A 24,078-nucleotide genomic window follows, 5' to 3' on the forward strand; every position below is an offset into this window, starting at 1 on the left:
CCCGCCGCCCGTGGGGACAGGGACGAAGAACCGTCGGGGTAATTGTTGATGTCCGACAAAAGTCTAGGACTGCGGATCGCCGTCGGCCAGACGCCCGAGGATCAAGGCGATCCGCAGCGTGAACGCAGATCGGACATCCGACGGCGACCAGCCGGTGACGTCGGTCACACGTCGCAGCCGGTAGCGCACCGTGTTGGGGTGCACGAACAACATCCGTGCCGCGCCCTCCAGACTGCTCGCCTGCTCCAGATACACGCTCAGCGTCTCCAGCAACGCGGAGCCCGCCTCTTCCAGCGGTCTGTAGATCTCCTCCACCAATTGCTCCCGGGCGGAGGGATCCGAGGCGATCGCGCGCTCGGGCAGGAGATCGTCCGCGAGCACCGGGCGCGGGGCGTCCTGCCAGGCCGTACAGGCCTTCAGCCCGGCCGCCGCCGCCTGCGCCGACTTGGTCGCGTTCAGCAGGTCCGCCACCACCGGACCGGCCACCACCGGACCCGCAGCGAACGGCCCGATCAGCGACTTCGCCACCTGGATCGGGTTGTCGCTGCCGCCCGCGATCACGACGAGGCGGTCCCCGAGCACGCCCGTCAGGACCTGGAGCTTGTGGTGGCGGGCCGCCCGCCGGATCGCCTCGACCGTCAGCTCGCTGTCGCCCTCCGGCGCGGTACCGAGCACCACGCACACGTGCTCCGGCGAATTCCAGCCAAGCGCGGCGGCCCGCGAGAGTGCGCCCTCGTCGGCCTCGCCGGACAGCACCGCGTTCACGACGAGGGACTCCAGCCGGGCGTCCCACGCCCCGCGCGCCTCGGCGGCCTGCGCGTACACCTGGGCCGTCGCGAACGCGATCTCCCGGGCGTACACCAGCAGCGCCTCGCGCAGGATCGACTCGTCGCCCGGGGCCGCGACCTCCTCGATCGCGGTCTCCATGACCTCGATCGTCGTGCGGACCATCTCCACGGTCTGGCGCAGGGTGATCGCCCGGGTCAGCTCGCGCGGAGCCGTCCCGAAGACGTCCGTCGAGATCGCCTGCGGAGTCTCCGGGTGCCGGAACCACTCGGTGAACGCGGCGATACCGGCTTGCGCGACCAGACCGATCCAGGACCGGTTCTCCGGGGGCATCGCCCGGTACCACGGCAGGGTCTCGTCCATGCGCGCGATCGCGTTCGCGGCGAGCCGGCCGGAGGACTTCTCCAGCCGGCGCAGCGTCGCGGCGTGCGGATGGGCGGGAGCGGGATGCGCGGGGGAATGCTCACGTTCGGGTTGGGACACGGGACAAGACTGCCTTATCGGGGCGGCGGCGCGGAGTCCGGTCCCACGGCGGCGCTCCACCGGGGGGCTACGGTGACTTCCATGATTGACGTACGCCGCGGGGCCGACCGGTACGCGGGCGGGGATCCGGACGCCGGGATCACCACCGCGCACGCCTTCTCCTTCGGCGCCCACTACGATCCGGACAACCTGCGCTTCGGCCCGGTCCTGGCCTGCAACGAGGAGGTGCTGGTCCCGGGCGCCGGCTTCGACGAGCACCCGCACAGCCACACCGAGATCGTGACCTGGGTCGTCGAGGGCGAGCTCACGCACAAGGGCAGCACCGGCGAGAGCACGGTGGTCCGGCCCGGTGACGTGCAGCACCTGGCCGCCGGATCCGGGGCCCGGCACATCGAGCGCAACGACGGCGCGGTACCGCTGCGCTTCGTGCAGACGTGGCTCGCGCCGCTGGCCGCCGGCGGGGAGCCCTCGTACGCGCTGGTCCGGCAGATCGCCGAAGGCGCCCCGTACGAGATCCCCGCGGCCGGCGCCGTCCTGCACGTGCGCAGGCCCGGGGCGGGCGAGCGGATCGCCGTACCGGCGGCGGAGCGGGTCTACCTGCACGTGGTACGCGGGGACCTGCGCCTGGACGGGGAGGAGCTCGGTCCCGGGGACTCGGCGCGGATCACCGGCGAAGCGGGTCTGGAGATCGTCGCCGGATCCCCGGGCGAGCTGCTGATCTGGGAGCTGCCGTAGCGCGTGCGGTGACGCGCCCGCTCAGCGGGCGGCGAGCTCGGCGAGGACCGCGTCGGTGAACGGGGGCCAGGCCTCCACGGCCCACGGGCCGAAGGCGCGGTCGGCCAGCGCCACGCACGCGGCGCGGGCGTCCGGGTCCACCCACAGGAAGGTGCCGGCCTGCCCGAAGTGCCCGAAGGTGCGCGGCGAGGAGGAGGCGCCCGTCCAGTGCGGGGACTTGCCGTCGCGGATCTCCACGCCGAGCCCCCAGTCGTTCGGGGACTGGATCCCGTACCCCGGGAGCACCCCCTTGAGCCCCGGGTGGACGACCGAGGTGGCCTCCGCGACCGTGCGCACGTCCAGCAGCCGCGGGGCCTGGAGCTCGGCGGCGAACCGGACGAGGTCGGAGACCGTCGAGACCCCGTCCTTGGCGGGCGAGCCCTCCAGCGTGGTCGACGCCATGCCGAGCGGCTCGAACACCGCCTGGTGCACGTACTCCGCGAACGGGATGCCCGTCGCCTTGGTGATGTGGTCGCCGAGCACCTCGAAACCGGCGTTCGAGTACAGCCGGCGCGTACCGGGCGCGGCCATCGCGCGGTGCTCGTCGAAGGCCAGCCCGCTGGTGTGCGCGAGCAGGTGACGGACCGTCGAGCCCTCGGGCCCGGCCGGCTCGTCCAGCTCGACGGCACCCTCCTCGTACGCGACGAGCGCGGCGTACGCGGCGAGCGGCTTGGTCACCGAAGCCAGCGCGAAGCGGTGGTCCAGGGGGCCGTGGGAGCCGGCCAGGCTCCCGTCGGCGCGCACGACGGCCGCCGCGGCGGTCGGTACCGGCCAGTTCTCGATGGTCCGCAGGCTCTGCAGGGTCTCCACGCTCTCCATGCGGCCGAGCCTACTTGCTTGGAGTGCACTCCAAGGTTTTAGCGTGGTCGCCATGAGCCTGACGCAGACGCGGTACACGATCAGCGAAGTCGAGGCCCGGACCGGTCTGACCCAGCACACGCTGCGCTGGTACGAGCGGATCGGCCTGATGCCGCATGTGGACCGCTCGCACTCGGGACAGCGCCGGTTCAGCGACAAGGACCTCCACTGGCTGGCCTTCGTGGGCAAGCTGCGCGCCACCGGGATGTCGGTGGCCGACATGGTCCGCTACGCCGAACTCGTGCGCGAGGGTGAGCACACCGTCGACCAGCGGCGCGAGCTGCTGGAGCAGACGCGGCGCGAGGTGCGTGCGCGCATCACGGAGCTGAACGACGCGCTCGCCGTACTGGATTTCAAGATCGACATGTATGCCAAGGGCACGACCGCGGGGAAGGCGACACGACCATGACGCAGAACACCACCATCGAGCAGGTCGAACTCGGCAAGGGGGGCCCGCTGGTGGGCGTCCAGGGCCTCGGCTGCATGGGCATGAGCGAGTTCTACGGGGAGACCGACGAGGCGCGGGCCCGCGACACCCTGGAGGCGGCCCTGGCCACCGGGGTCACCCTCTTCGACACCGCGGACAGTTACGGGCGCGGCGCCAACGAGAAGTTCATCGCGCCGTTCGTGGCCGAGCACCGGGACGAGATCACCCTCGCCACCAAGTTCGGCATCGAGCGCACCGACGACCCGCAGCACCGCGGCATCCGCAACGACCGCGCGTACATCCGCCAGGCCGTCGAGGACAGCCTGCGCCGGCTCGGTACCGATGTCATCGACCTCTACTACATGCACCGGCGCGACCCGGCCGTGCCGCTCGCGGAGTCGGTGGGCACGATGGCCGAACTGGTGCAGGAGGGCAAGGTGCGCCACCTGGGGCTCAGTGAGGTCACCGGCTCCGAACTGCGCGAGGCGTACGAGGTGCACCCGATCGCGGCGCTCCAGTCGGAGTGGTCGCTGTTCAGCCGGGACGTGGAGCGCACGGCGGTGGGCGCGGCGGCGGAGCTGGGCGTGGCCTTCGTGCCGTACTCCCCGCTCGGCCGCGGTTTCCTGACCGGCTCGTTCGCGGACGCGGCGGCCGACCTGTCGGCGGCGGACTTCCGCCGCTTCCAGCCCCGGTTCACCGGTGACAACGCCAAGGCCAACGCGGCGCTGCTGGCGCCGGTGCGGGAGATCGCGCAGGCGCACGGGGCGACCCCGGCGCAGATCGCGCTGGCCTGGGTGCAGCAGCGGGCGCAGGTGCACGGGCTGACGGTGGTCCCGATCCCGGGCACCCGCAAGACCAACCGCCTCGCGGAGAACACCGCCGCGACCCGGATCACCCTGACGCCGGCGGAGCTGGAGCTGCTGGAGCCGATCGCCGGGCAGGTCGCGGGCGACCGCTACCCCGACATGACCTGGACGTCCGCGGGCCGCGAGGGCTGATCCGCCCCGGCCGCGGCCACCGCCGGGGGCCTCCCGGCGGTGGCCGCGGCTCAGGCTTCGGCGGCGATTGGCCGCGGCTCAGGCTTCGGCGGCGAAGCGGTCGCGCAGTGCGCAGTACTCCGCGTCCGTCAGCAGGCCCGCGCCGTACAACTCGCCCAGATGGTGCAGCCGTTCGTCCGTACGGGCCGCCGGGACCGAGGCCACCGGGGTGCGGCCGCGCAGGGCGGCGAGGACGGCCGCCGCGAACGGCAGCGACTCGTGCACCGACCCGGCCCCGACGGCGAACACCGCGGTCGCCAGATCGTGGTCGGGCCGCGGATCGGCGGGCGCGTCCCGCAGCAGGAGCCGCAGGTGGCCGCCCGGGCGCTCCGGCGTGCTCCACTCGACGCCGGTCAGCGCGGTCAGCGGGTAACGCTGGTCGCCCGCCTTCCACTTGGAGCTCGTGGCCCCCGTGCGCGACCAGTGGAAGGTGACGGCAGAGCCGTCGAAGGCGAGCCGCGCGTCGTACGCCTTCAGCTGGAGCGGCGGCTCCGGCACCCGGACGAGGAACCGCTGCGCGGGCTCGTCGGCCTCCGGGCCCAGCCGGGCCCGTACGGCATCGGCGAACTCGGCCGCCTGCCCGCCCCGGTCGCCCGGCAGGACCAGCCGGTACGGATCGCAGACGTCCCGGAGCTGCCCGGCGGCGGCCTCCATCAGCGGATCGGCGCCCGTCCGCGGCACGGCACGCAGAACCACCGCGTCCCGTTTCCCCCCGGATCCGGCCGCGCTCACGGTCACCCCCGACAACGCCTCGAAAGGGATCCGCCGCGCCCCCAGAGCGTTCCAGAGACGTGGCGTTCGCAGCCCCCGTGCGAAGCGGATGAGCACCGAGTCCGAGTCGAACTCCCAGACGGCATGATTTCCGGCCAGTACGTCACCCATGCGGCACATGGTAAAGGGACGCACCCCCGTGCGTCCCCCTTGATGCGAAGCCCGTTTTCCAGGGCTCTACACGTGTCAGTCCCCGTCTGTCCCGGAAATTCCACGCCGGCAGGCATCGTCACCGGTCGCACAGGTAAGGGAACCGAACGCACCGGTTCCGATTTTGGCGAAGTTGTCCAGGGATCCGGTACCTGGCTCGAAGTAGCCGGTGTGGAGCTTGGCCCCGGCCGAGGACAGCAGCCGCGAACCGAAGTCCGGGGACACCGGGTCCGCCCCGTGGCCCACCCCGCCGACCTCCAGGTGCGGCACGTCCGCGATCCAGTCGCCGGAGTCCCGCGTGGCCCAGACCCGGGCCGAGGTGTGCAGGTCGGCCACCGAGCCCGCGCGCATGCCCGGGCTGCCGGCCACCACCACGTCCGTCACCGACCGCGGCAGCGCGTGCGCGGCGACCCCGCACACCACCGAGCCGTAGCTGTGGCAGAACAGCGCCACGCTCGCGTCCCCGGGCAGTCCCGCCGTCAGGGACTCCAGTCGTACGGCCCCGTCCACCGCCATCCGGCCGGTGGCCGCGTCCATGCCGACCCCGGTCGGCGCGGTGTAGCCGGCCCAGGCGATGACCGCGGTGCGGCTGCGCGGAGCCTGCGCGCGCTGGGCCTCGTACAGCGACTGCGCCATGCCGGCGGGGGCGATGAGGCGGCGCTGCGTGCGCTCGAAGGTGAGCACGTCGGTGTCGACGCCGGGGACGACCACCGAGATCCGGTCCGCCCGGTCGAGGTCGCCGAACACCTCGGCGACGCGGCCGCCGCCGGTCGGGTCGAAGGCGAGGATCTGCCGGCCCGGCTCGGCCAGGGACTCGAAGCGGTGGGCGCGCCGGCCGGCCGTGGCGCGGTCGGCCGGGGTCAGGCTGACGTCCCGGCTGCGGGCCTCCTCCGCCCGCTGCGCCAGTTCCAGGCCGCGCAGGTTGGCCCGGTAGCGCAGGGCGGCGGGCGCCCCGTCGAGGTTGCCGACGACCAGGGGGTACCCGTCGGTGAGCCGGGCCCGCTGGGCTCCGTCGAGGCCGGCGAAGAACCGGGCCACCGTCCGTACGGGGGCGTCGGCGGCCGGCACCGGGCGGCCGTCGATCCGGGCCGATGCCCAGGAGGCGAGGGCGGCGCTCCGCAGCGTGGTCCCGGCGTCGGGGCGGTGCACCGCGGTCCAGCCGGTGGTCGCCAGCATGAGGAAGACCACCGCCAGCGCGAGCAGGGTGCGCAGGGCGGCGGGGCGCGGGTCGGCGCCGAAGGCGGTGGAGGGGGCGAGGCCGGGCAGGTTCACTGGGACCAGCGTAGGAGACCGGATCCGGCCATGGCGCCCGGGGTGACCGGGTTCACGGCCGACCGTGCGCCCCTCGTACGGGTGTTCAGCGCCAGCGCGCGGCGAGCGCCGGGCCGATCTGGTCAAGGCAGGCCTCGGTCATCCGGCGGATCGAGGCCACGCTGGCGTCCTCGCCCTGCCCCCACAGCCGCCCCGTGACCCTCATCACCCCCGAGACCGCGGCGACCGCCACCCGGGGCCGCGGGTCGGCGTCCACGTCCAGCCCCTCACGCTCGGCGATCAGCCGGGCGATCCGCTCCTCCAGCTCCGTGGAGCGGCGCAGGTGCACGGCGAGCAGCGCCGGGGTCGACTCGATGAGCTGGTACGTACGCATGTAGAGGTCGACCGGCACCACGTCGGACAGGGCCTCGTCGAGGGTGTCCCAGGCGTCGAGCACCGCGCGGCGCAGGGCTTCGAGCGGGCCCTCGGAGGCCGGCCGGGCGCGCAGCGCGGCGACGAAGTGCGACTCGACCAGGTCCTGGACGGCGAAGGCGACCTCCTCCTTGTTGGCGAAGTACCGGAAGAAGGTGCGCTGGGAGACGTCCACGGCGTCGGTGATCTCGTCGACGGTGGTGTGCTCGTACCCCTGCGCGACGAAGAGGAGGAGGGCGGCGCGCAGCAGTGCGTCACGGGTGCGCCGCTTCTTGCGTTCGCGCAGTCCGGGCGCCGGTGCCGGAGCCGGCCGCTCGTCGGTCATCACCGAGGGGTGTCCTTTCCGCAGGCTCCGCCTGCTGAATCTGACGCTGAGTGAGCGGTCAGGGTACCTGTGACGGACCTGACAGCCACTGCCTCGTTAAGCCGTTTGTGAAGTGTCAGTCGCTGTCACTAGCCTGTTCGCATGACTAGTCAGATCACCCTCGCCAAGGAATCGGGTCCGGCTCCGGCCCGCACCGGTTTGCGCGGCCACCCCTGGCTGACCCTCTTCGCCGTGGCGATCGGCGTCATGATGGTCACGCTCGACGGCACGATCGTCGCCGTCGCCAACCCCGCGATCCAGAAGGACCTCGGCGCCTCGCTCGCGGACGTCCAGTGGATCACCAACGGCTACCTGCTGGCCCTCGCGGTCTCGCTGATCACCGCCGGCAAGCTCGGCGACCGCTTCGGCCACCGCCAGACCTTCCTCATAGGCATCGCCGGATTCGCCGCCGCCTCCGCGGCGATCGGCCTCTCGTCCGGCGTCCAGTACGTCATCGCCTTCCGTGTGGCACAGGGCCTGTTCGGGGCCCTGCTGATGCCCGCCGCGCTGGGCCTGCTGCGCGCCACGTTCCCCGCCGAGAAGCTCAACATGGCGATCGGCATCTGGGGCATGGTCATCGGCGCCTCGACCGCCGCCGGGCCCATCGTCGGCGGCCTGCTGGTGGAGAACGTCAGCTGGCAGTCCGTCTTCTTCATCAACGTGCCCGTCGGCGTCGTCGCGCTGGCCTTCGGCCTGTTCATCCTGGTCGACCACCGCGCCGAGAACGCCCCGAAGTCCTTCGACGTGGTCGGCATCCTGCTGCTGTCGGTCGCGATGTTCTCGCTGATCTGGGCGCTGATCAAGGCCTCGGAGTGGGGCTGGGGCGATACCCGGACCATGCTCTTCCTCATCGGCTCCGTCGTCTGCTTCGTGCTCTTCGCCGTCTGGGAGTCGAAGGTCTCCGAGCCGCTGATCCCGCTCGGCATGTTCCGCTCGCTGCCGCTGTCCGCCGGCACCGTGCTCATGGTGCTGATGGCCTTCGCCTTCATGGGCGGCCTGTTCTTCGTCACCTTCTACCTGCAGAACGTGCACGGCATGAGCCCGGTCGACAGCGGCCTGCACCTGCTGCCCCTGACCGGCATGATGATCATCGGCTCGCCGCTGGCCGGCGCCGCCATCACCGCCGTCGGCCCGCGCATCCCGCTGGTCACGGGCATGGTCGCGACCGCCGTCGCCTGCTTCGGGATGTCGGCGCTGACCCCCGGCACCGGCACCCTGCAGATGTCGCTCTGGTTCGCCCTCCTAGGTGTCGGCCTCGCCCCCGTCATGGTCGGCGCCACCGAGGTCATCGTCGGCAACGCCCCGCTGGAGCTCTCCGGCGTGGCGGGCGGGCTCCAGCAGGCCGCCATGCAGGTCGGCGGCAGCCTGGGCACCGCCGTCCTCGGCGCGGTCATGGCCACCACCGTCGGCAACTCGTTCGGGGACAACTGGGCGCGGGCGGAGCTGCCCGCGCTCACCCCGGAGCAGATGGACCTCGCCGAGAAGGGGGTCCAGGTCGGCATCGCCCCCGTCCAGCCGGGGACCCCGGAGCCGATCGCCTCGTCGATCGCCAAGGTCGCCCACGACACGTTCGTCGACGGCATGAGCACCGCCTTCACCGTCGCCGGCTGCGTCGCGGTGCTCGCCGCGATCGTCGCCTGCTTCACCAAGCGCGGCGAGAACGCCGCCGCGGGGGCCGGCGCGGCGCACATCTGAGCCGGGCCCGCTCCCGCGGCCCCGACTCCCTCGCGCGCGTCAACCGCGTACGCACGACAGCCCCGCCGACGTGTTCCGGCGGGGCTGTCGCCTATCCGGGTGGACCGGCCGAAGACCCCTTCCGCCCGGCCGTCCTCGCAGGTCAGCGTGGTTCCCGAAGCGCCCCGGAACCGGTCCGGGGTGGCGTCGTCCACAAGGAGTTGACCTGTCATGCGTACGAGTTCACCCGCACGGTCCACCACCGTCCTGGCCGCGACCGTCCTGGCCCTCGCCGCACTCATCCCGAGTACGGCGAGCGCCGCACACGCCGCCGGTCCGCCGCCGGGCAAGGCGCCCGCCTGCGCCACCGGGCAGCTGTGCCTGTGGGCGAAGCCCGAGTTCAAGGGCACCCGGCACGCCCACGAGCTGAGCACCCTGGACATCAACAGCTGTACGGCGCTGCCCGCCGGAACCAGCGCCCAGTCGCTGGTCAACCGCACCGGCCGGCCGGTGACCACCTACCAGTCGGCCGAGTGCCAGGAGACCGGAGAGTTCCAGACCTACCCCGGCGACGGGGTCTGGCTGCCCGAATCGCCCTACCTGGTCCGGGCCTTCAAGGTGTGGGAGCGCTAGCGGCCTCCGCCGGGGCCGCCTCGGGCACCGGGGCCGGTACGTCGGCCCCCGCGCCCGGGGCGGCCGCGCCGCCGAGCCGCCCGATCTCGGCGCGCAGCGCCCGTACCTCCGCGGCCAGTTCGGCGATCGCGGCGGTCTGCGCCCGCTCCACCCGGTCGTCCCGCTCGAACCGGGAGATGAACCAGGCCGCGATGTTCGCGGTCACCACACCGAGCAGGGCGATCCCCGACAGCATCAGCCCCACCGCGAGCACCCGGCCGAGCCCGGTGGTGGGGGAGTGGTCCCCGTACCCGACGGTCGTCATCGTGGTGAAGCTCCACCACACGGCGTCGCCCAGGTTCTTGATGTTCCCGTTCGGGGCGTCCCGCTCCACGCTCAGCACGGCGAGCGAGCCGAACATCAGCAGCCCGACCACCGCCCCCGCCACGTACGTGGTCAGCCGGATCTGCGGGGCCATCCGGGCCCGCCGGCCCACCAGCAGCAGCGTGGACACCAGCCGCAGCAGCCGCAGCGGCTGGAGCATCGGCAGCAGCACCGCGCCCAGGTCCAGCCAGTGCGTCCGTACGAACGCCTTCTTGGCCGTCGACAGCCCCAGCCGCATCAGGTAGTCGGCGGCGAAGGCCCCCCACACCACCCACTCGGTGACCGAGCACGCCCGGTGCACGGCCGCGTCCGCGTCGGGCACGACGATCGGCACGGCGTAGGCGACGGTGAAGGCCGCGGCGAGCACGAGCAGCGGGGTCTGGCTCCGCCGCTCCCACCGCAGCTGGCGGGAGGGTTCCTTCATACGGAGCATGTTAAGGAACAGGTAAAGCGGACGGGCCCGCGCACTGCTGCGACGGTCCGCGCACTGCTGCTGCGGCCCGCGCAGCGCTGCGGCGACCGGCGCAACGGCGGCGGGCCGGGGCGCACTCCCGCACGCCCCGGCCCGCCGCCGTCGGTCATCCGCCCCGCCCCGCCCCGCGCAGCGCCGCGGTGCTACGCGTCGCCGCCCGCGGCGCCCGGGTCGGCCGCCGACACGTCCAGGAGCCGGTAGCGGTCCACCGCCTGCTTCAGCGCGGAACGGTCGATCTTGCCCTCCTTGGCCAGCTCGGTCAGCACCGCCAGCACCACCGACTGCGCGTCGATGTGGAAGAAGCGCCGTGCCGCGCCGCGCGTGTCCGCGAAGCCGAAGCCGTCCGCGCCCAGCGAGGTGTACGCGCCGGGAACCCACCGCGAGATCTGGTCCGGGACGGAGCGCATCCAGTCCGAGACCGCCACGAACGGCCCCTCGGCACCCGACAGCTTCCGCGTCACGTACGGGACGCGCTGCTCCTCCTCCGGGTGGAGCAGGTTGTGCTCCTCCACCTCCACGGCCTCGCGGCGCAGCTCGTTCCAGGAGGTCGCCGACCAGACGTCCGCCCGTACGTTCCACTCCTCGGCGAGGATCCGCTGCGCCTCCAGCGCCCACGGCACCGCCACGCCCGAGGCCATGATCTGCGCCCCGATGGAGCCCGCCGAGCCCGCGGCCACCCGGTGGATGCCCTTGAGGATGCCGTCGACGTCGACGTCGGCCGGCTCGGCCGGGTGCTGGATCGGCTCGTTGTAGACGGTCAGGTAGTAGAAGACGTCCTCGGCCTCGGGCCCGTACATGCGGCGCAGGCCGTCCTGGACGATGTGGGCGATCTCGTACCCGTACGCCGGGTCGTAGGCCACGCAGCCCGGGTTGGTCGACGCCAGCAGCTGGGAGTGACCGTCGGCGTGCTGGAGGCCCTCACCCGTCAGGGTGGTCCGGCCCGCGGTCGCGCCCAGGACGAAACCGCGCGCCAGCTGGTCGGCCATCTGCCAGAACTGGTCACCCGTGCGCTGGAAACCGAACATCGAGTAGAAGACGTAGACCGGGATCAGCGGCTCGCCGTGCGTCGCGTACGCCGAACCCGCGGCGATCAGCGAGGCCGTGCAGCCCGCCTCCGAGATGCCGTCGTGCAGCATCTGGCCGGTCGGGGACTCCTTGTACGCGAGCAGCAGGTCGCGGTCGACCGCCTCGTACTGCTGGCCCAGCGGGTTGTAGATCTTGGCGCTCGGGAAGAAGGCGTCCATGCCGAACGTGCGGTACTCGTCCGGGGCGATCAGCACGAACCGCTTGCCGATCTCCTTGTCCCGCATCAGGTCCTTCAGGATGCGCACGAACGCCATCGTCGTGGCGATCGACTGCTGGCCCGAGCCCTTCTTGGCGGCCGCGTACGTCTTCTCGTCCGGCAGCTGCAGCGGCTTCGCGCGCACCACGCGGGTCGGCACGTAGCCGCCCAGCGAGCTGCGCCGGTCGTGCATGTACTGGATCTCCGGCGAGGACTTGCCCGGGTGGTAGTACGGCGGGGCGCCGTCCTCCAGCTGCGCGTCGGTGATCGGGATGTGCAGGCGGTCGCGGAAGCGCTTGAGGTCGTCGACCGTCAGCTTCTTCATCTGGTGCGTCGCGTTGCGGCCCTCGAAGTTCGGGCCGAGCGTCCAGCCCTTGACCGTCTGCGCCAGGATCACCGTCGGCTGGCCCTTGTGCGCCTTGGCCGCCGCGTACGCCGCGTAGATCTTCTTGTGGTCGTGGCCGCCGCGCCCCAGGTGCAGCAGCTGCTGGTCGCTCATGTTCTCGACCATCGCCCGCAGCCGCTGGTCGTCGCCGAAGAAGTGGTCGCGGATGTACGCGCCGGTCTCGGTCGCGTACGTCTGGAACTGCCCGTCCGGCGTCGAGTTCATCTTGTTGACCAGGATGCCGTCGCGGTCCTGGGCCAGCAGCGGGTCCCAGGAGCGGTCCCAGATGAGCTTGATGACGTTCCAGCCGGCGCCGCGGAACTGCGACTCCAGCTCCTGGATGATCTTGCCGTTGCCGCGCACCGGTCCGTCGAGCCGCTGCAGGTTGCAGTTCACGACGAAGGTCAGGTTGTCCAGGCCCTCGCGGGCGGCGATCGACAGCTGGCCGAGCGACTCCGGCTCGTCCATCTCGCCGTCTCCGAGATACGCCCAAACGTGTGACTTCGAGGTGTCGGCGATCCCGCGCGCCTCCATGTACCGGTTCATCCGGGCCTGGTAGATCGCGCCGAGCGGGCCGAGGCCCATCGAGACGGTCGGGAACTCCCAGAAGTCCGGCATCAGCCGCGGGTGCGGGTAGCTGGACAGGCCGTACGGGGCCTTCGACTTCTCCTGCCGGAACGCGTCGAGCTGCTGCTCGGAGAGCCGGTCCAGGAGGTAGGCGCGCGCGTAGATGCCGGGGGAGGCGTGGCCCTGGAAGAAGATCTGGTCGCCGCCGTCGCCCTCGTCCTTGCCCCGGAAGAAGTGGTTGAAGCCCACGTCGTAGAGCGAGGCGGAGGAGGCGAACGTGGCGATGTGGCCGCCGACGCCGATCCCCGGACGCTGGGCGCGCGAGACCATGACGGCCGCGTTCCACCGGGTGGCGTTCAGGACCTTGCGCTCGATCTCCTCGTTGCCGGGGAAGAACGGCTCGTCCTTGGTGGCGATCGTGTTGACGTAGTCCGAGCTGCGCATCTCGGGCACGGCCACGCGCTTCTCGCGGGCCCGCTCGATCAGCCGCAGCATCAGGTAGCGGGCGCGCTCACGGCCCCGCTCGTCGACGGCTGCGTCCAGGGAGTCGAGCCACTCCTGCGTCTCCTCCGGATCGAAGTCCGGGACCTGGCTCGGCAGGCCGCCAATGATGATCGGATTGCGATCGGATGCGGAAGCCACGCTGTTCCTTCGCTGTCAGGGGAGTCGTGCCATGGGGTTTCGCCGCCTCCCATCGTCTTACGCTCGGTCCGAATCGTCACCCGTACCACTGGGTAATCACTGGAGTCCGCGGAGATTCGGGCGCCGTGAGCGTCAGGTCCGGCCGATCGCCACCCTACGCCCCGGAAGATCAGCGGGCTCGCATGACCGTTCGTCCCTCAAACAGGTAGGAAAGCCGCCGAGCGGCGCCGATGATGCCGAATGAGCTGGAATGGTGTGGGATGAATCACCAGACGTCCCCACGGGAAGGCTGAAAGTTGCGGCGAGACGGCCGTAATCGTCACCGTTTCGACGGTCTCGACGGCCGGGTACTTGCGCGATCCGCCGCGCCCGTGTGGACTACGCCCAATGCTGCGCGTACGCGCGCCGCCGAAGACATTCACCGAACATGAGCAGGAGGCACCCCGTGAGCGCGACCGCGGACCACGCGGAGAGCCTGGCCGCCCGGCTGGGTTTCCAGTCCGAACAGGTGGTCCAGGAGATCGGCTACGACGACGACGTCGATCAGGAATTCCGTGACGCCGTCGAGAAGCTCGTCAGCGAGCTCGCCGACGAGGACTACGACGACGTCGCCGACGCGGTGCTGTTGTGGTTCCGCGACGAAGACGGCGATCTGACGGACGCCCTGGTCGATGCGACCGAGCTGGTCGAGGACGGCGCACTGATCCTGCTGCTGACGCCCAAGACGGGCCGTGACGGCTACGTCGAGGCCAGCGACATCAGCGAGGCAGCCGAAACGGCCGGCCTCTCCCTCGCCAAGGGCCTGCCCGTCGGCAAGGAGTGGACCTCCACCAAGCTGGTGACGCCGAAGGCCGCCAAGGCCAAGCGCTGAGCCGCGCCCCGCAGCCAAGCGGACACGCACCCCGCCCGCCGGATTCCCTCCGGTCGGCGGGGTGCGTGCGTTCCAAGGGCCTCGTCGGCCTAGGCTGGACCCACCCGAACAGCCCAACGCAGGGATGCGGGAACGAAGGGATGCGAGAGATGGCGATCGAGGTCGGCAGCAAGGCCCCGGACTTCGAGCTCAAGGACAACCACGGCGCCACGGTGCGGCTCTCCGACTTCCGCGGCGAGAAGGCCGTGGTGCTGCTCTTCTACCCGTTCGCCTTCACCGGCGTGTGCACCGGCGAGCTGTGCGAGCTGCGCGACCAGCTGCCGCGGTTCCAGAACGACGACGTCCAGCTCCTCGCGGTCTCGAACGACTCCGTCCCGACCCTGCGCGTCTTCGGCGAGCAGGAGAACCTCGACTACCCGCTCCTCTCGGACTTCTGGCCGCACGGCGAGACCTCCCGCGCGTACGGCGTCTTCGACGAGCAGAAGGGCTGCGCGGTCCGCGGCACCTTCATCATCGACAAGGACGGCATCGTGCGCTGGACCGTCGTCAACGGCCTGCCCGACGCGCGTGACCTGAACGAGTACATCAAGGCCCTCGACAGCCTCTGAGGAGTCCTCGCGACACCCCGGAGAGACCCCGGCAGCCCCGGAATCCCTCGTACCGCGGCACAATCGCCGCACTTCGGGCGGGTTCCGGGAACTGTTCACCGGGAAAGACGCCGAGAGGCGGGAACCCGTCACTAGGATCGAAGCGTTGATCCCGGTAGAAACCGCACGACGGGGCACCGCCCCACACATGAACCCAATGGAGGACCCGTGGGAGTCAGCCTCAGCAAGGGCGGAAACGTCTCGCTGACCAAGGCCGCGCCGAATCTGACGGCGGTCATCGTCGGTCTGGGCTGGGACGCTCGCACCACCACCGGTGTCGACTTCGACCTCGACGCCAGCGCGATCCTGACCAACGACCAGGGCAAGGTCGCCAACGACTCGAACTTCGTGTTCTTCAACAACCTGAAGAGCCCGGACGGCTCGGTCGAGCACACCGGTGACAACACCACCGGTGAGGGCGAGGGCGACGACGAGGCGATCAAGGTGAACCTGGCCGGCGTCCCGGCCGATGTCGCCAAGATCGTCTTCCCGGTCTCGATCTACGAGGCCGAGAGCCGCCAGCAGAGCTTCGGCCAGGTCCGCAACGCGTACATCCGCGTCGTGAACCAGGCCGACAACAGCGAGCTCGCCCGCTACGACCTCTCCGAGGACGCCTCGACCGAGACCGCCATGGTCTTCGGCGAGCTGTACCGCAACGGAGCGGAGTGGAAGTTCCGCGCCATCGGCCAGGGCTACGCCTCCGGCCTGCGCGGCATCGCCCAGGACTTCGGCGTCAACGTCTGAGCCTGCCAGCAGTCACCCGTCCGGCGCCGTGCACTGTGTGTACGGCGCCGGACGTGCTTTGCGGAGGTGCGCCCCGGGGGTGCACCGCCGAGCTCCACCGGCGGCCCGCCACGCGGGGCGCGCCGCGATCACCACGTCGTCCGGGGAGGACCACAACATGGGCGTCACACTCGCCAAGGGGGGCAACGTCTCCCTCTCCAAGGCCGCACCGAACCTCACCCGGGTCCTGGTCGGTCTCGGATGGGACGCGCGCTCGACCACGGGGGCCGATTTCGACCTCGACGCCAGCGCGCTGCTCTGCCGCGACGGCCGGGTCCTGGGGGACGCGTACTTCGTCTTCTACAACAACCTGAAGAGCCCCGAGGGCTCCGTCGAACACACGGGGGACAACCTCACCGGCGAGGGTGAGGGCGACGACGAATCGATCATCATCGACCTGACCAAGGTGCCGGTCGAGGTCGACAAGATCGTCTTCCCGGTCTCGATCCACGAGGCGGAGGCCCGCCGGCAGAGCTTCGGCCAGGTCAGCAACGCCTTCATCCGCGTGGTCAACGACTCGGACGGCCAGGAACTGGCCCGCTACGACCTCACCGAGGACGCCTCCAGCGAGACCGCGATGATCTTCGGCGAGGTCTACCGGTACGGCGGCGAATGGAAGTTCCGGGCGGTGGGACAGGGGTACGCGTCGGGGCTCCGGGGCATCGCTCTAGACTTCGGGGTCAACGTTTCGTAAAGCCGTACAAGACGATGGGGTGCCAGTGGTTCTCAAAACCTTCGGCTGGTCGTTCGCAGTCACTGCGCTCGGTCTGGTCGCAGCGGGGTTCTACGGGGGAATGACCGGACTGGGGATCGTCGCGATCCTGTCCATCCTTGAGATCTCGCTGTCCTTCGACAACGCGGTGGTCAACGCCGGAATCCTGAAGAAGATGAATGCCTTCTGGCAGAAGATCTTCCTCACCGTCGGCGTGCTCATCGCCGTTTTCGGCATGCGCCTGGTCTTCCCCGTCGTGATCGTCGCCGTCACCGCCGGCATCGGGCCCGTCGAGGCCGTCGATCTGGCGCTCAACGACAAGGACATGTACCAGCAGCTGGTCACGGACGCCCACCCGGCGATCGCGGCCTTCGGCGGCATGTTCCTTCTGATGATCTTCCTCGACTTCATCTTCGAGGACCGGGACATCAAGTGGCTCGCATGGCTGGAGCGGCCGCTCGCCAAGCTCGGCAAGATCGACATGCTGTCGGCGTGCATCGCGCTGATCGTCCTGCTGATCACCTCCGCGACCTTCGCCGCCAACGCCCACCAGCACGGCGGCGCCCACGTGGACAAGGCACAGACCGTCCTGGTCTCCGGCATCGCCGGCCTGATCACGTACATGATCGTCGGCGGTCTCTCGGGCTACTTCGAGAACCGACTCGAAGAGGAGGAAGAGGCCGAGCACGAAGCCGAGGAAGCGGCCAAGAAGAGCGGCAAGCCCGTCTCGGCCGTCGCCATGGCGGGCAAGGCCGCCTTCTTCATGTTCCTCTACCTCGAAGTCCTCGACGCCTCCTTCTCCTTCGACGGGGTCATCGGCGCCTTCGCCATCACCAACGACATCGTGCTGATGGCCCTCGGCCTCGGTATCGGCGCCATGTACGTCCGGTCGCTCACGGTCTACCTGGTCCGCCAGGGCACCCTCGACGACTACGTCTACCTGGAGCACGGCGCGCACTACGCCATCGGCGCGCTCGCCGTCATCCTGCTCGTCACCATCCAGTACGAGATCAACGAGGTCATCACCGGCCTCGTCGGCGTGATCCTCATCGCCTGGTCGTTCTGGTCCTCGGTGCGCCGCAACAAGCGGTTGGAACTGGAGGGTTCCACCGCCGAGGCATGATCACGGCGCTAATGCGGAACGCTCCAACTGCGGGGCGGCCGGGCGGGTCTGCGGACTGCCGGGCCGCCCCGTCCGCGTAGGCCGCCCCGCCTACACCACATGAGGGGGGACAGGGGAGATGGGACTCTTCGAAGGATTCTTCGACGGGATCAGGGGCAGCCGCGCCCTGCAGTTCGACTCGGGCAGCGCCTCGGCCGCGATCGAGCTGACCAAGCGGCATCCGACGGTGTCGCTCAGCAAACAGGGGGCCGTCCACGGGAACCTGCGGGTCAACCTGTCCTGGCGGATGCGCAGCTCGGACATAGGGGGCCGCGGCGGCGAGGGCAGCCGGCTCCTGCGCCACCCGTTCAAGCTGTTCAAGCCCGACATGGTGCAGGCGCACACCCAGGGCATGGTCAACGTCGACCTCGACCTCGGGTGCCTCTACGAGCTGTCCGACGGGACCCGTGGCGTCGTCCAGCCGCTGGGCAACCTGCACGGGGACATCAACAGCCCGCCGTACGTGAAGCTCAGCGGCGACGACCGGTTCGGGGCGCCGTCGGGGGAGACGGTCTTCGTCAACCTCGACCACGCGGACGAGATCAAGCGCCTGCTGGTGTTCGTCTACATCTACGACCAGACCCCGGCCTTCGACCGGACGCACGCGATGGTCACCCTCTACCCGATCACCGGGCCCCGGATCGAGATCCCGCTGGAGGAGCGGCAGCCGCAGGCCCGCTCCTGCGCGGTGCTCTCGATGGAGCACGTCAGGGGCGAGCTGATCGTGCGGCGCGAGGTGAAGTTCGTGTACGGGTTCCAGGCCGAGCTGGACCGGCTGTACGGGTGGGGCCTGCAGTGGGGGCGGGGCTACAAGAGCACCAAGGCCTGACGGGACCCGTGGCCTGAACCGGGGCCCGGTCCCGTCAGCGGGCCCGGCCCCGGGAGCAGCAGCCCCGTCAGCGGCGCAGGAACTGCGGGCCCTGTACGGGCAGCCGGAACGCCGGGTCGCCGCCCGGGACCGGCACCGGGGCCGGGGAGACCGGCTGCGGGTACCCGTACGCGGGCTGCGCGGCGGGCGGGGCCTGTGTCAGCGGTGCCGGCGGGGCCTGCTGCGGGACCGGCGGGGCCATCAGGGCCGTCTGCTCGTCGCCCGCCCCGGCGGCGGGGGCGGCCCCCGACGCGTCCTCGGCGGCGTTCTCGTCCACGGAGATCCCGTGGTCGGTCGCCAGCCCGACGAGGCCGTTCGAGTACCCCTCGCCCAGCGCGCGGAACTTCCACCCGTCGCCGCGGCGGTACAGCTCCCCGCAGATCAGGGCCGTCTCGGCGCCGGTCTCGGGCCGCACGTCGAAGAAGGCCAGCGGCTCGGAGCCGCCGGTCGCCGTGGCGTCGTACAGCAGGATCCGCAGATCCCTGACCTGCTGGAACGGCACGTCCTCGGCGGAGGCGACCACCAGGATCCGGTCCACCACCGGGGGCACCGCCCGCAGGTCCGCCTGCACGGCGTCGGTGATCCCCTCGCCCAGCTGCTTCTTGCCGAGCCGCCAGACGGCCCCCGAGGGGTGGCGGGGCTGGTTGTAGAACACGAAGTCCTCGTCCGAGCGCACGCGCCCGTCCGGGCCCACGAGCAGCGCCGAGGCGTCGACGTCCGGCACCTCGGGGCCGCCGGTCCAGCGCAGCACCGCCCGGACCGCCACGGCGGTCACCGGGATGTTCGAGCCCTTCTGCATCGCGTGCGTCATGCCCGTCATCCTGCCCTCCCGGGGCGGCGCGGAACAACGCGGCCCCCCGCAGGGCCTTGTCCCGGACGAGAGACCTGGGCATCGTGCAAGAGGGTTACCTGAACTTCATGTGCTTGAGGAACTCTTGACTCAGGTTCGTACGTACTATTACCGGCCACGCCACTGGGGCGCCGAGGCAGTACGAGGGAAGCGCATGCGTCACTTCGGGCACATATCACCCACCGTCCGCAAGGACCTCTTCCACCAGGAGCCGGCCGAATTCACCGCCGACTCTCCCGCCCGCATTCTCGCCGCAGCCCTCGGCGCCACCCTCTACAGCCCCGCCACCCGCCCCCACCTCTCGGCCGACGTCCACAAGCAGGCCGCCCGCGGAGTCGTCTCCATGGTCCTCTGCCTGGAGGATTCGATCAGCGACGCCGAGGTCGCCGACGCCGAGGAGAACCTCGTCCGGCAGTTCGCGACCCTCGACGCGGACGGCGGGGAGCTCCCGCTCCTCTTCATCCGGGTCCGTACCCCCGAGCAGATACCCGACCTCGTGCACCGCCTCGGCGGCTCCGCGCGCAGACTGGCCGGATTCGTACTCCCCAAGTTCACCGAGAGTCGCGGAACCGCCTTCCTCGACGCCGTCGCCCAGGCCGAGGCGGCCGGCGCAGGGCAGCCGCTGTACGCGATGCCCGTCCTGGAGACCCCCGACCTCCTCCACCTCGAAACCCGCGTCGAAGCCCTCGCCGGCATCTCCCGCACCGTGAACCGGTACCGCGAGCGGGTCCTGGCGCTGCGCCTGGGCGTCACCGACTTCTGCTCGGTCTACGGACTGCGCCGCACCCCCGACATGACCGCCTACGACGTGCAGATCGTCGCCGGGGTCATCGCCGACGTGGTGAACGTGCTCAGCCGCGCCGACGGCACCGGCTTCACCGTCACCGGACCCGTCTGGGAGTACTTCCGCCACCAGCAGAGGCTCTTCAAGCCCCAGCTGCGCCGCAGCCCCTTCCTCCAGGAAGGCGCGGAGGAACTGCGCACCGCCCTCATCGAGCACGACCTCGACGGGCTGCTGCGCGAGGTCGAGCTCGACCGGGCCAACGGGCTCCTGGGCAAGACCTGCATCCACCCCGCCCACGTCACGCCCGTCCACGCGCTGTCGGTGGTCTCCCACGAGGAGTTCAGCGACGCCCAGGACATCCTGCGCCCCGAGCGCGGCGGCGGCGGGGTCATGCGCTCCGCCTACACGAACAAGATGAACGAGGTGAAGCCCCACCGGGCCTGGGCCGAGCGCACCATGCTGCGCGCCGAGGTCTTCGGTGTGGCCAAGGAGGAGGTCGGCTTCGTCGACCTGCTCACGGCCGGGCTCCAGCTGTGAGCTCGCCCTCGACCGCCGCGAGCGGACCTGCGACGGAGATGACGGCGATGACGACGGCGATGACGGCGGAGATGACGACGGTGACGACGGAGAAGGGCGAGACGATCGACGCGGTGTGGTCGGGAACCTGGGTGGCGAAGCGGCTGGGCGTACGCCTGGAGGAGGCCGGCGACCCGGGATCGCCGAGGCTGGACGAACTGCTCGGGCTCGCCCTGCGGCGCAATCCGAAGCGGGCCCACCTGCTGGTCTCGCAGGTGCTGGGCAAGCACGTCCCGCAGTCCCCGCAGGCCGTCTACGCGGCCGGGCACGGGCTCGGCGAGCGGGTGCGGGCCCTGCTGGGCGAGGAGGCCGCCGCCACGGCGGTGGTCCTCGGGTACGCCGAGACGGCGACCGGGCTCGGGCACTGTGTGGCCGACGGGCTCGGCGCCGCCCCCTATCTGCACTCCACCCGCCGCCCCGTGCCCGGTGTCGAGCCGGCCGGCGGGTTCGAGGAGGCCCACTCGCACGCCACCTCGCACCTGCTGCTGCCGCAGGACCCGAAGCTGCTGGCCGGGGACGGGCCGCTGGTCCTCGTCGACGACGAGTTCTCCACCGGCAACACGGTCCTGAACACCATCCGCGACCTGCACGCCCGCCACCCCCGCGGCCACTACGTGGTCGTCGCCCTCGTCGACATGCGCTCCCCGGCCGACCGCGAGCGCCTGACCGCCTTCGCCGCCGAGATCGGCGCGCGCGTCGACCTGATCGCGCTCGCCTCCGGGACGGTGCACCTCCCCGAGGGGGTCCTGGCCAAGGGACAGGCTCTGGTCGAGGAGTACGAGCGCGAGAGCGCGGGAGGTCCGGCCGGGTCGGGTCCGGCCGGGTTCCGTGAGCCCGGGTCCGGCGCCGCCGGGTCCCCGGCCGCCGTCGTGCGCGTCGAGCTGGACTGGCCCGCCGGGCTCCCGGACGGGGGCCGGCACGGGTTCACCCCCGAGCACCGCGCCCGGCTCGAAGCCGCCCTGCCCGCCCTGACCCGGCAGCTCGCCGACGCGATCGGAGCCGGGCCCGGGCGGGTCCTCGTACTCGGCAACGAAGAGCTGATGTACGCGCCGCTGCGCCTCGCGCGGGCCCTGGAGGAGTCCGGGGCAGCCGCCGAGGTGCGGTTCTCGACCACCACCCGCTCCCCGGTGCTCGCCGTCGACGACCCCGGCTACGCCATCCGCTCCCGGCTCGTCTTCCCCGCGCACGACGCTCCCCCGGCTACCTCTGGGGGCACCCCCACCGCCGAGGGGCCCGGCGACCGGTACGCCTACAACGTCGCGGGCGCCGGCTTCGACACCGTCGTCGCCGTCGTCGACAGCCACGGGGACACCGCCGCGCTGCACGCCCCCGACGGGCTCCTCGCGCGCCTGGCCCCGCACGCCGGCCGGGTCCTGCTCGCGCTGGTCCCCTCGTACACGCCCCCCGCGTCCTCCGACCGGCAGGAGCCGATCATGCCCGAGCCCTCGCTCCTGCCCGAGCCGCTGCGCGGACCCGCCTTCTCCTCGTACGCCCCCGAGGACTGCGGCTGGCTCCTCCAGGACCTCTCCGACGTGGCGCTGGAGGCCCCGACCGAGGAGCGCGAGGAGGCCATCCAGGCGGGCGGCGCGCACTACGCCGAGTCGCTGCCCGTCGAGTACCAGCCCTCCCCGCAGTACCAGGAGCTCTACCGGAGCGCGCTGACCGCTTCGGCCGCCCGCATCGCCCGGGCCGTCGGCACGGTCACCGAGACCGTCCTCGCCGAGCGGTCCCCCTCCCCGGTCCTCGTCTCGCTGGCCCGCGCCGGCACCCCCGTCGGCGTCCTCATGCGCCGCTGGGCCCGGGCCCGGCACGGCCTGGACCTGCCGCACTACGCCGTCTCCATCGTGCGCGGCCGCGGCATCGACCCCAACGCGCTGCGCTGGCTGGCGGCCCACCACGACCCCGCCGACATCGTCTTCGTGGACGGCTGGACGGGCAAGGGGGCCATCACGCGCGAGCTGGCCGCCGCGCTGGAAGCCCAGCAGGAGGCGGGGGGCCCGGCCTTCGACCCGGAGATCGTCGTCCTCGCCGACCCCGGCTCCTGCGTGTCCACGTACGGCACCCGCGAGGACTTCCTGATCCCCTCCGCCTGCCTCAACTCCACCGTTTCCGGACTGATCTCGCGTACGGTCCTCAGGTCCGACCTGGTCGGACCCGCCGACTTCCACGGCGCGAAGTTCTACCGCGAGCTCGCCGGAGCCGACGTCTCCACCGGCTTCATCGACACCGTCGCCGCCCGCTTCGACGAGGTGGCCGAGGCCGTCGACGCCGAGGTCAAGGAGCTCCTCGCCGCAGACCGGACCCCCACCTGGGAGGGCTGGGCGGCCGTCGAGCGGATCAGCGAGGAGTACGGCATCCACGACGTGAACCTGGTCAAGCCCGGAGTCGGCGAGACGACGCGGGTGCTGCTGCGGCGCGTGCCGTGGAAGATCCTCGCGCAGCGCGGCGCCGGGGCGGACCTGGACCACGTACGGCTGCTCGCCGAGCAGCGGGGCGTGCCGGTCGAAGAGGTCGACGGGCTGCCGTACACCTGCGTAGGACTCATCCACCCCCGCTTCACGCGTGGCGCGACCGGCGCCGACGGAAAGGCCGTGACCTCCAAGTGACTGTCCTGGTAGCCAGTGATCTCGACCGCACGCTCATCTACTCGGCGGCCGCGCTCGGCCTGACCATGCCCGATCCGGTGGCCCCGCGGCTGCTGTGCGTGGAGGTGCACGAGAGCAAGCCGCTGTCGTACATGACGGAGACGGCGGCGGCGCTGCTGACCGGGCTGGCGGCCGATCCCGCGGTGGTCTTCGTCCCGACGACGACCCGTACGCGCAAGCAGTACCAGCGCATCCGCTTCCCGGGGCGGCCGGCGCCGTACGCGATCTGCGCCAACGGCGGGCAGTTGCTGGTGGACGGGGTCCCGGACCGGGACTGGCGGCGTCAGGTCGCGGCGCGGCTGGCGCGGGAGTGCGCCCCCCTGGAGGAGGTGCACGCGCACCTGCTGGAGACGGCGGACGCGGCGTGGCTGCGCAAGGCGCGGATCGCGGAGGACCTGTTCACGTACCTGGTCGTCGAGCGCGCCCTGGTCCCGGACGAGTGGGTCAAGGCGCTGACGGAGTGGGCCGAGGGCCGGGGCTGGACCGTCTCCCTCCAGGGCCGCAAGATCTACGCCGTGCCGCGGCCGCTGACCAAGAGCGCGGCGATGCGCGAGGTGGCCCGCCGTACGGGCGCGACCACGACCCTCGCCGCGGGCGACTCCCTGCTGGACGCGGACCTGCTGCTGGCGGCGGACGCCGCCTGGCGGCCGGGGCACGGGGAGCTGGCCGACGCGGGCTGGACGGCGCCGAACGTCACCGCCCTGGCGGCGGCGGGCGTCGTGGCGGGCGAGGAGATCGTGCGGGCCTTCGCGACGGCGGTGACCCGGGAGTCGGGCCGGTAGGGCGGGCGGTGGCCGGCCCATGGGCCTTCCGGCGGGCGGAGTCGGCA

General features: G+C 71.6%; 22 protein-coding genes. 14 read left to right on the top strand and 8 right to left on the bottom strand.

Translation table 11 applies throughout. The annotated features are described in order from the left end of the window. Positions 1–63: 63 nt before the first annotated feature. Positions 64–1,269, bottom strand: coding sequence for a PucR family transcriptional regulator (locus CP980_RS22945; protein WP_132755552.1), 1,206 nt, complete (start codon positions 1,267–1,269; stop codon positions 64–66). An 81-nt stretch (positions 1,270–1,350) separates the two neighbouring features. Between CP980_RS22945 and CP980_RS22950 the strand changes: the two genes are divergently transcribed. Then, the gene (locus CP980_RS22950) at positions 1,351–2,004 is read left to right on the top strand and encodes a pirin family protein (protein ID WP_132755554.1); all 654 of its coding nucleotides are present in this window, start codon (positions 1,351–1,353) and stop codon (positions 2,002–2,004) included. Positions 2,005–2,025: 21 nt separating this feature from the next. On the opposite strand, the gene CP980_RS22955 is transcribed toward CP980_RS22950, so the two are convergent. After that, positions 2,026–2,844, bottom strand: coding sequence for a serine hydrolase domain-containing protein (locus CP980_RS22955; protein ID WP_150530323.1), 819 nt, complete (start codon positions 2,842–2,844; stop codon positions 2,026–2,028). Positions 2,845–2,914: 70 nt separating this feature from the next. Here CP980_RS22955 and CP980_RS22960 point away from each other — a divergent pair, with 70 nt between their 5' ends. Both CP980_RS22960 and CP980_RS22965 read left to right on the top strand, forming a co-directional pair. Further along, entirely contained in the window at positions 2,915–3,310 is a 396-nt protein-coding gene (locus tag CP980_RS22960; RefSeq protein ID WP_229907222.1) for a MerR family transcriptional regulator, read from the top strand. Beyond that, complete coding sequence (locus CP980_RS22965) at positions 3,307–4,326, top strand: aldo/keto reductase (protein ID WP_132755556.1); 1,020 nt, start codon at positions 3,307–3,309, stop codon at positions 4,324–4,326. Before CP980_RS22960 ends, CP980_RS22965 begins: the two co-directional genes overlap by 4 nt. A gap of 78 nt (positions 4,327–4,404) precedes the next feature. On the opposite strand, the gene CP980_RS22970 is transcribed toward CP980_RS22965, so the two are convergent. The 3 genes from CP980_RS22970 to CP980_RS22980 form a co-directional block, all read right to left on the bottom strand. After that, the gene (locus tag CP980_RS22970) at positions 4,405–5,256 is read right to left on the bottom strand and encodes a DUF4429 domain-containing protein (protein WP_132756089.1); all 852 of its coding nucleotides are present in this window, start codon (positions 5,254–5,256) and stop codon (positions 4,405–4,407) included. 66 nt (positions 5,257–5,322) lie between these two features. Next, positions 5,323–6,474 (bottom strand): alpha/beta hydrolase, encoded by a 1,152-nt coding sequence (locus tag CP980_RS22975; protein ID WP_150530324.1) that lies wholly within the window; start codon positions 6,472–6,474, stop codon positions 5,323–5,325. A 169-nt stretch (positions 6,475–6,643) separates the two neighbouring features. Further along, positions 6,644–7,294, bottom strand: a complete 651-nt coding sequence (locus CP980_RS22980) for a TetR/AcrR family transcriptional regulator (protein WP_132755558.1) — start codon at positions 7,292–7,294, stop codon at positions 6,644–6,646. Positions 7,295–7,435: 141 nt separating this feature from the next. Here CP980_RS22980 and CP980_RS22985 point away from each other — a divergent pair, with 141 nt between their 5' ends. Further along, positions 7,436–9,028, top strand: a complete 1,593-nt coding sequence (locus CP980_RS22985; protein WP_099892628.1) for a DHA2 family efflux MFS transporter permease subunit — start codon at positions 7,436–7,438, stop codon at positions 9,026–9,028. A gap of 210 nt (positions 9,029–9,238) precedes the next feature. Continuing rightward, positions 9,239–9,640, top strand: coding sequence for a peptidase inhibitor family I36 protein (locus tag CP980_RS22990; protein WP_132755562.1), 402 nt, complete (start codon positions 9,239–9,241; stop codon positions 9,638–9,640). Here CP980_RS22990 and CP980_RS22995 read toward each other — a convergent pair. After that, complete coding sequence (locus CP980_RS22995) at positions 9,621–10,427, bottom strand: potassium channel family protein (protein WP_132755564.1); 807 nt, start codon at positions 10,425–10,427, stop codon at positions 9,621–9,623. The two genes, CP980_RS22990 and CP980_RS22995, sit on opposite strands and share 20 nt — an antisense overlap. Positions 10,428–10,618: 191 nt before the next feature. Continuing rightward, complete coding sequence (aceE, locus tag CP980_RS23000; RefSeq protein WP_132755566.1) at positions 10,619–13,351, bottom strand: pyruvate dehydrogenase (acetyl-transferring), homodimeric type; 2,733 nt, start codon at positions 13,349–13,351, stop codon at positions 10,619–10,621. A 445-nt stretch (positions 13,352–13,796) separates the two neighbouring features. On the opposite strand from aceE, the gene CP980_RS23005 reads away from it, so the two are divergent. The 6 genes from CP980_RS23005 to CP980_RS23030 all read left to right on the top strand — a co-directional run bounded on the left by CP980_RS23005 (position 13,797) and on the right by CP980_RS23030 (position 18,355). Further along, positions 13,797–14,222: a DUF3052 domain-containing protein gene (locus CP980_RS23005; RefSeq protein WP_030009300.1), complete on the top strand. Its 426-nt coding sequence runs from the start codon at positions 13,797–13,799 to the stop codon at positions 14,220–14,222. 149 nt (positions 14,223–14,371) lie between these two features. Continuing rightward, positions 14,372–14,830, top strand: a complete 459-nt coding sequence (locus CP980_RS23010; protein WP_053688415.1) for a peroxiredoxin — start codon at positions 14,372–14,374, stop codon at positions 14,828–14,830. Positions 14,831–15,037: 207 nt separating this feature from the next. After that, positions 15,038–15,613: a TerD family protein gene (locus CP980_RS23015; protein WP_030160471.1), complete on the top strand. Its 576-nt coding sequence runs from the start codon at positions 15,038–15,040 to the stop codon at positions 15,611–15,613. Positions 15,614–15,770: 157 nt separating this feature from the next. After that, entirely contained in the window at positions 15,771–16,346 is a 576-nt protein-coding gene (locus CP980_RS23020; RefSeq protein ID WP_030160469.1) for a TerD family protein, read from the top strand. Positions 16,347–16,371: 25 nt separating this feature from the next. Then, the gene (locus CP980_RS23025; RefSeq protein ID WP_132755568.1) at positions 16,372–17,487 is read left to right on the top strand and encodes a DUF475 domain-containing protein; all 1,116 of its coding nucleotides are present in this window, start codon (positions 16,372–16,374) and stop codon (positions 17,485–17,487) included. Positions 17,488–17,605: 118 nt separating this feature from the next. Continuing rightward, positions 17,606–18,355 (top strand): TerD family protein, encoded by a 750-nt coding sequence (locus CP980_RS23030; protein ID WP_132755570.1) that lies wholly within the window; start codon positions 17,606–17,608, stop codon positions 18,353–18,355. A gap of 67 nt (positions 18,356–18,422) precedes the next feature. On the opposite strand, the gene CP980_RS23035 is transcribed toward CP980_RS23030, so the two are convergent. Beyond that, positions 18,423–19,205, bottom strand: coding sequence for a TerD family protein (locus CP980_RS23035; protein ID WP_132755572.1), 783 nt, complete (start codon positions 19,203–19,205; stop codon positions 18,423–18,425). A 193-nt stretch (positions 19,206–19,398) separates the two neighbouring features. Between CP980_RS23035 and CP980_RS23040 the strand changes: the two genes are divergently transcribed. Genes CP980_RS23040 through CP980_RS23050 form a run of 3 tightly spaced genes read left to right on the top strand, consistent with a single transcriptional unit; the run spans position 19,399 to position 24,031 of the window. Next, the gene (locus CP980_RS23040) at positions 19,399–20,565 is read left to right on the top strand and encodes an HpcH/HpaI aldolase/citrate lyase family protein (protein WP_150528973.1); all 1,167 of its coding nucleotides are present in this window, start codon (positions 19,399–19,401) and stop codon (positions 20,563–20,565) included. 47 nt (positions 20,566–20,612) lie between these two features. Beyond that, complete coding sequence (locus CP980_RS23045) at positions 20,613–23,210, top strand: phosphoribosyltransferase (RefSeq protein WP_373312941.1); 2,598 nt, start codon at positions 20,613–20,615, stop codon at positions 23,208–23,210. Continuing rightward, positions 23,207–24,031: an HAD family hydrolase gene (locus tag CP980_RS23050; protein ID WP_150528974.1), complete on the top strand. Its 825-nt coding sequence runs from the start codon at positions 23,207–23,209 to the stop codon at positions 24,029–24,031. The genes CP980_RS23045 and CP980_RS23050 overlap by 4 nt, the downstream gene beginning before the upstream one ends. Positions 24,032–24,078: the final 47 nt, after the last annotated feature.

This window comes from Streptomyces vinaceus, assembly GCF_008704935.1.
GTDB lineage: Bacteria > Actinomycetota > Actinomycetes > Streptomycetales > Streptomycetaceae > Streptomyces > Streptomyces vinaceus.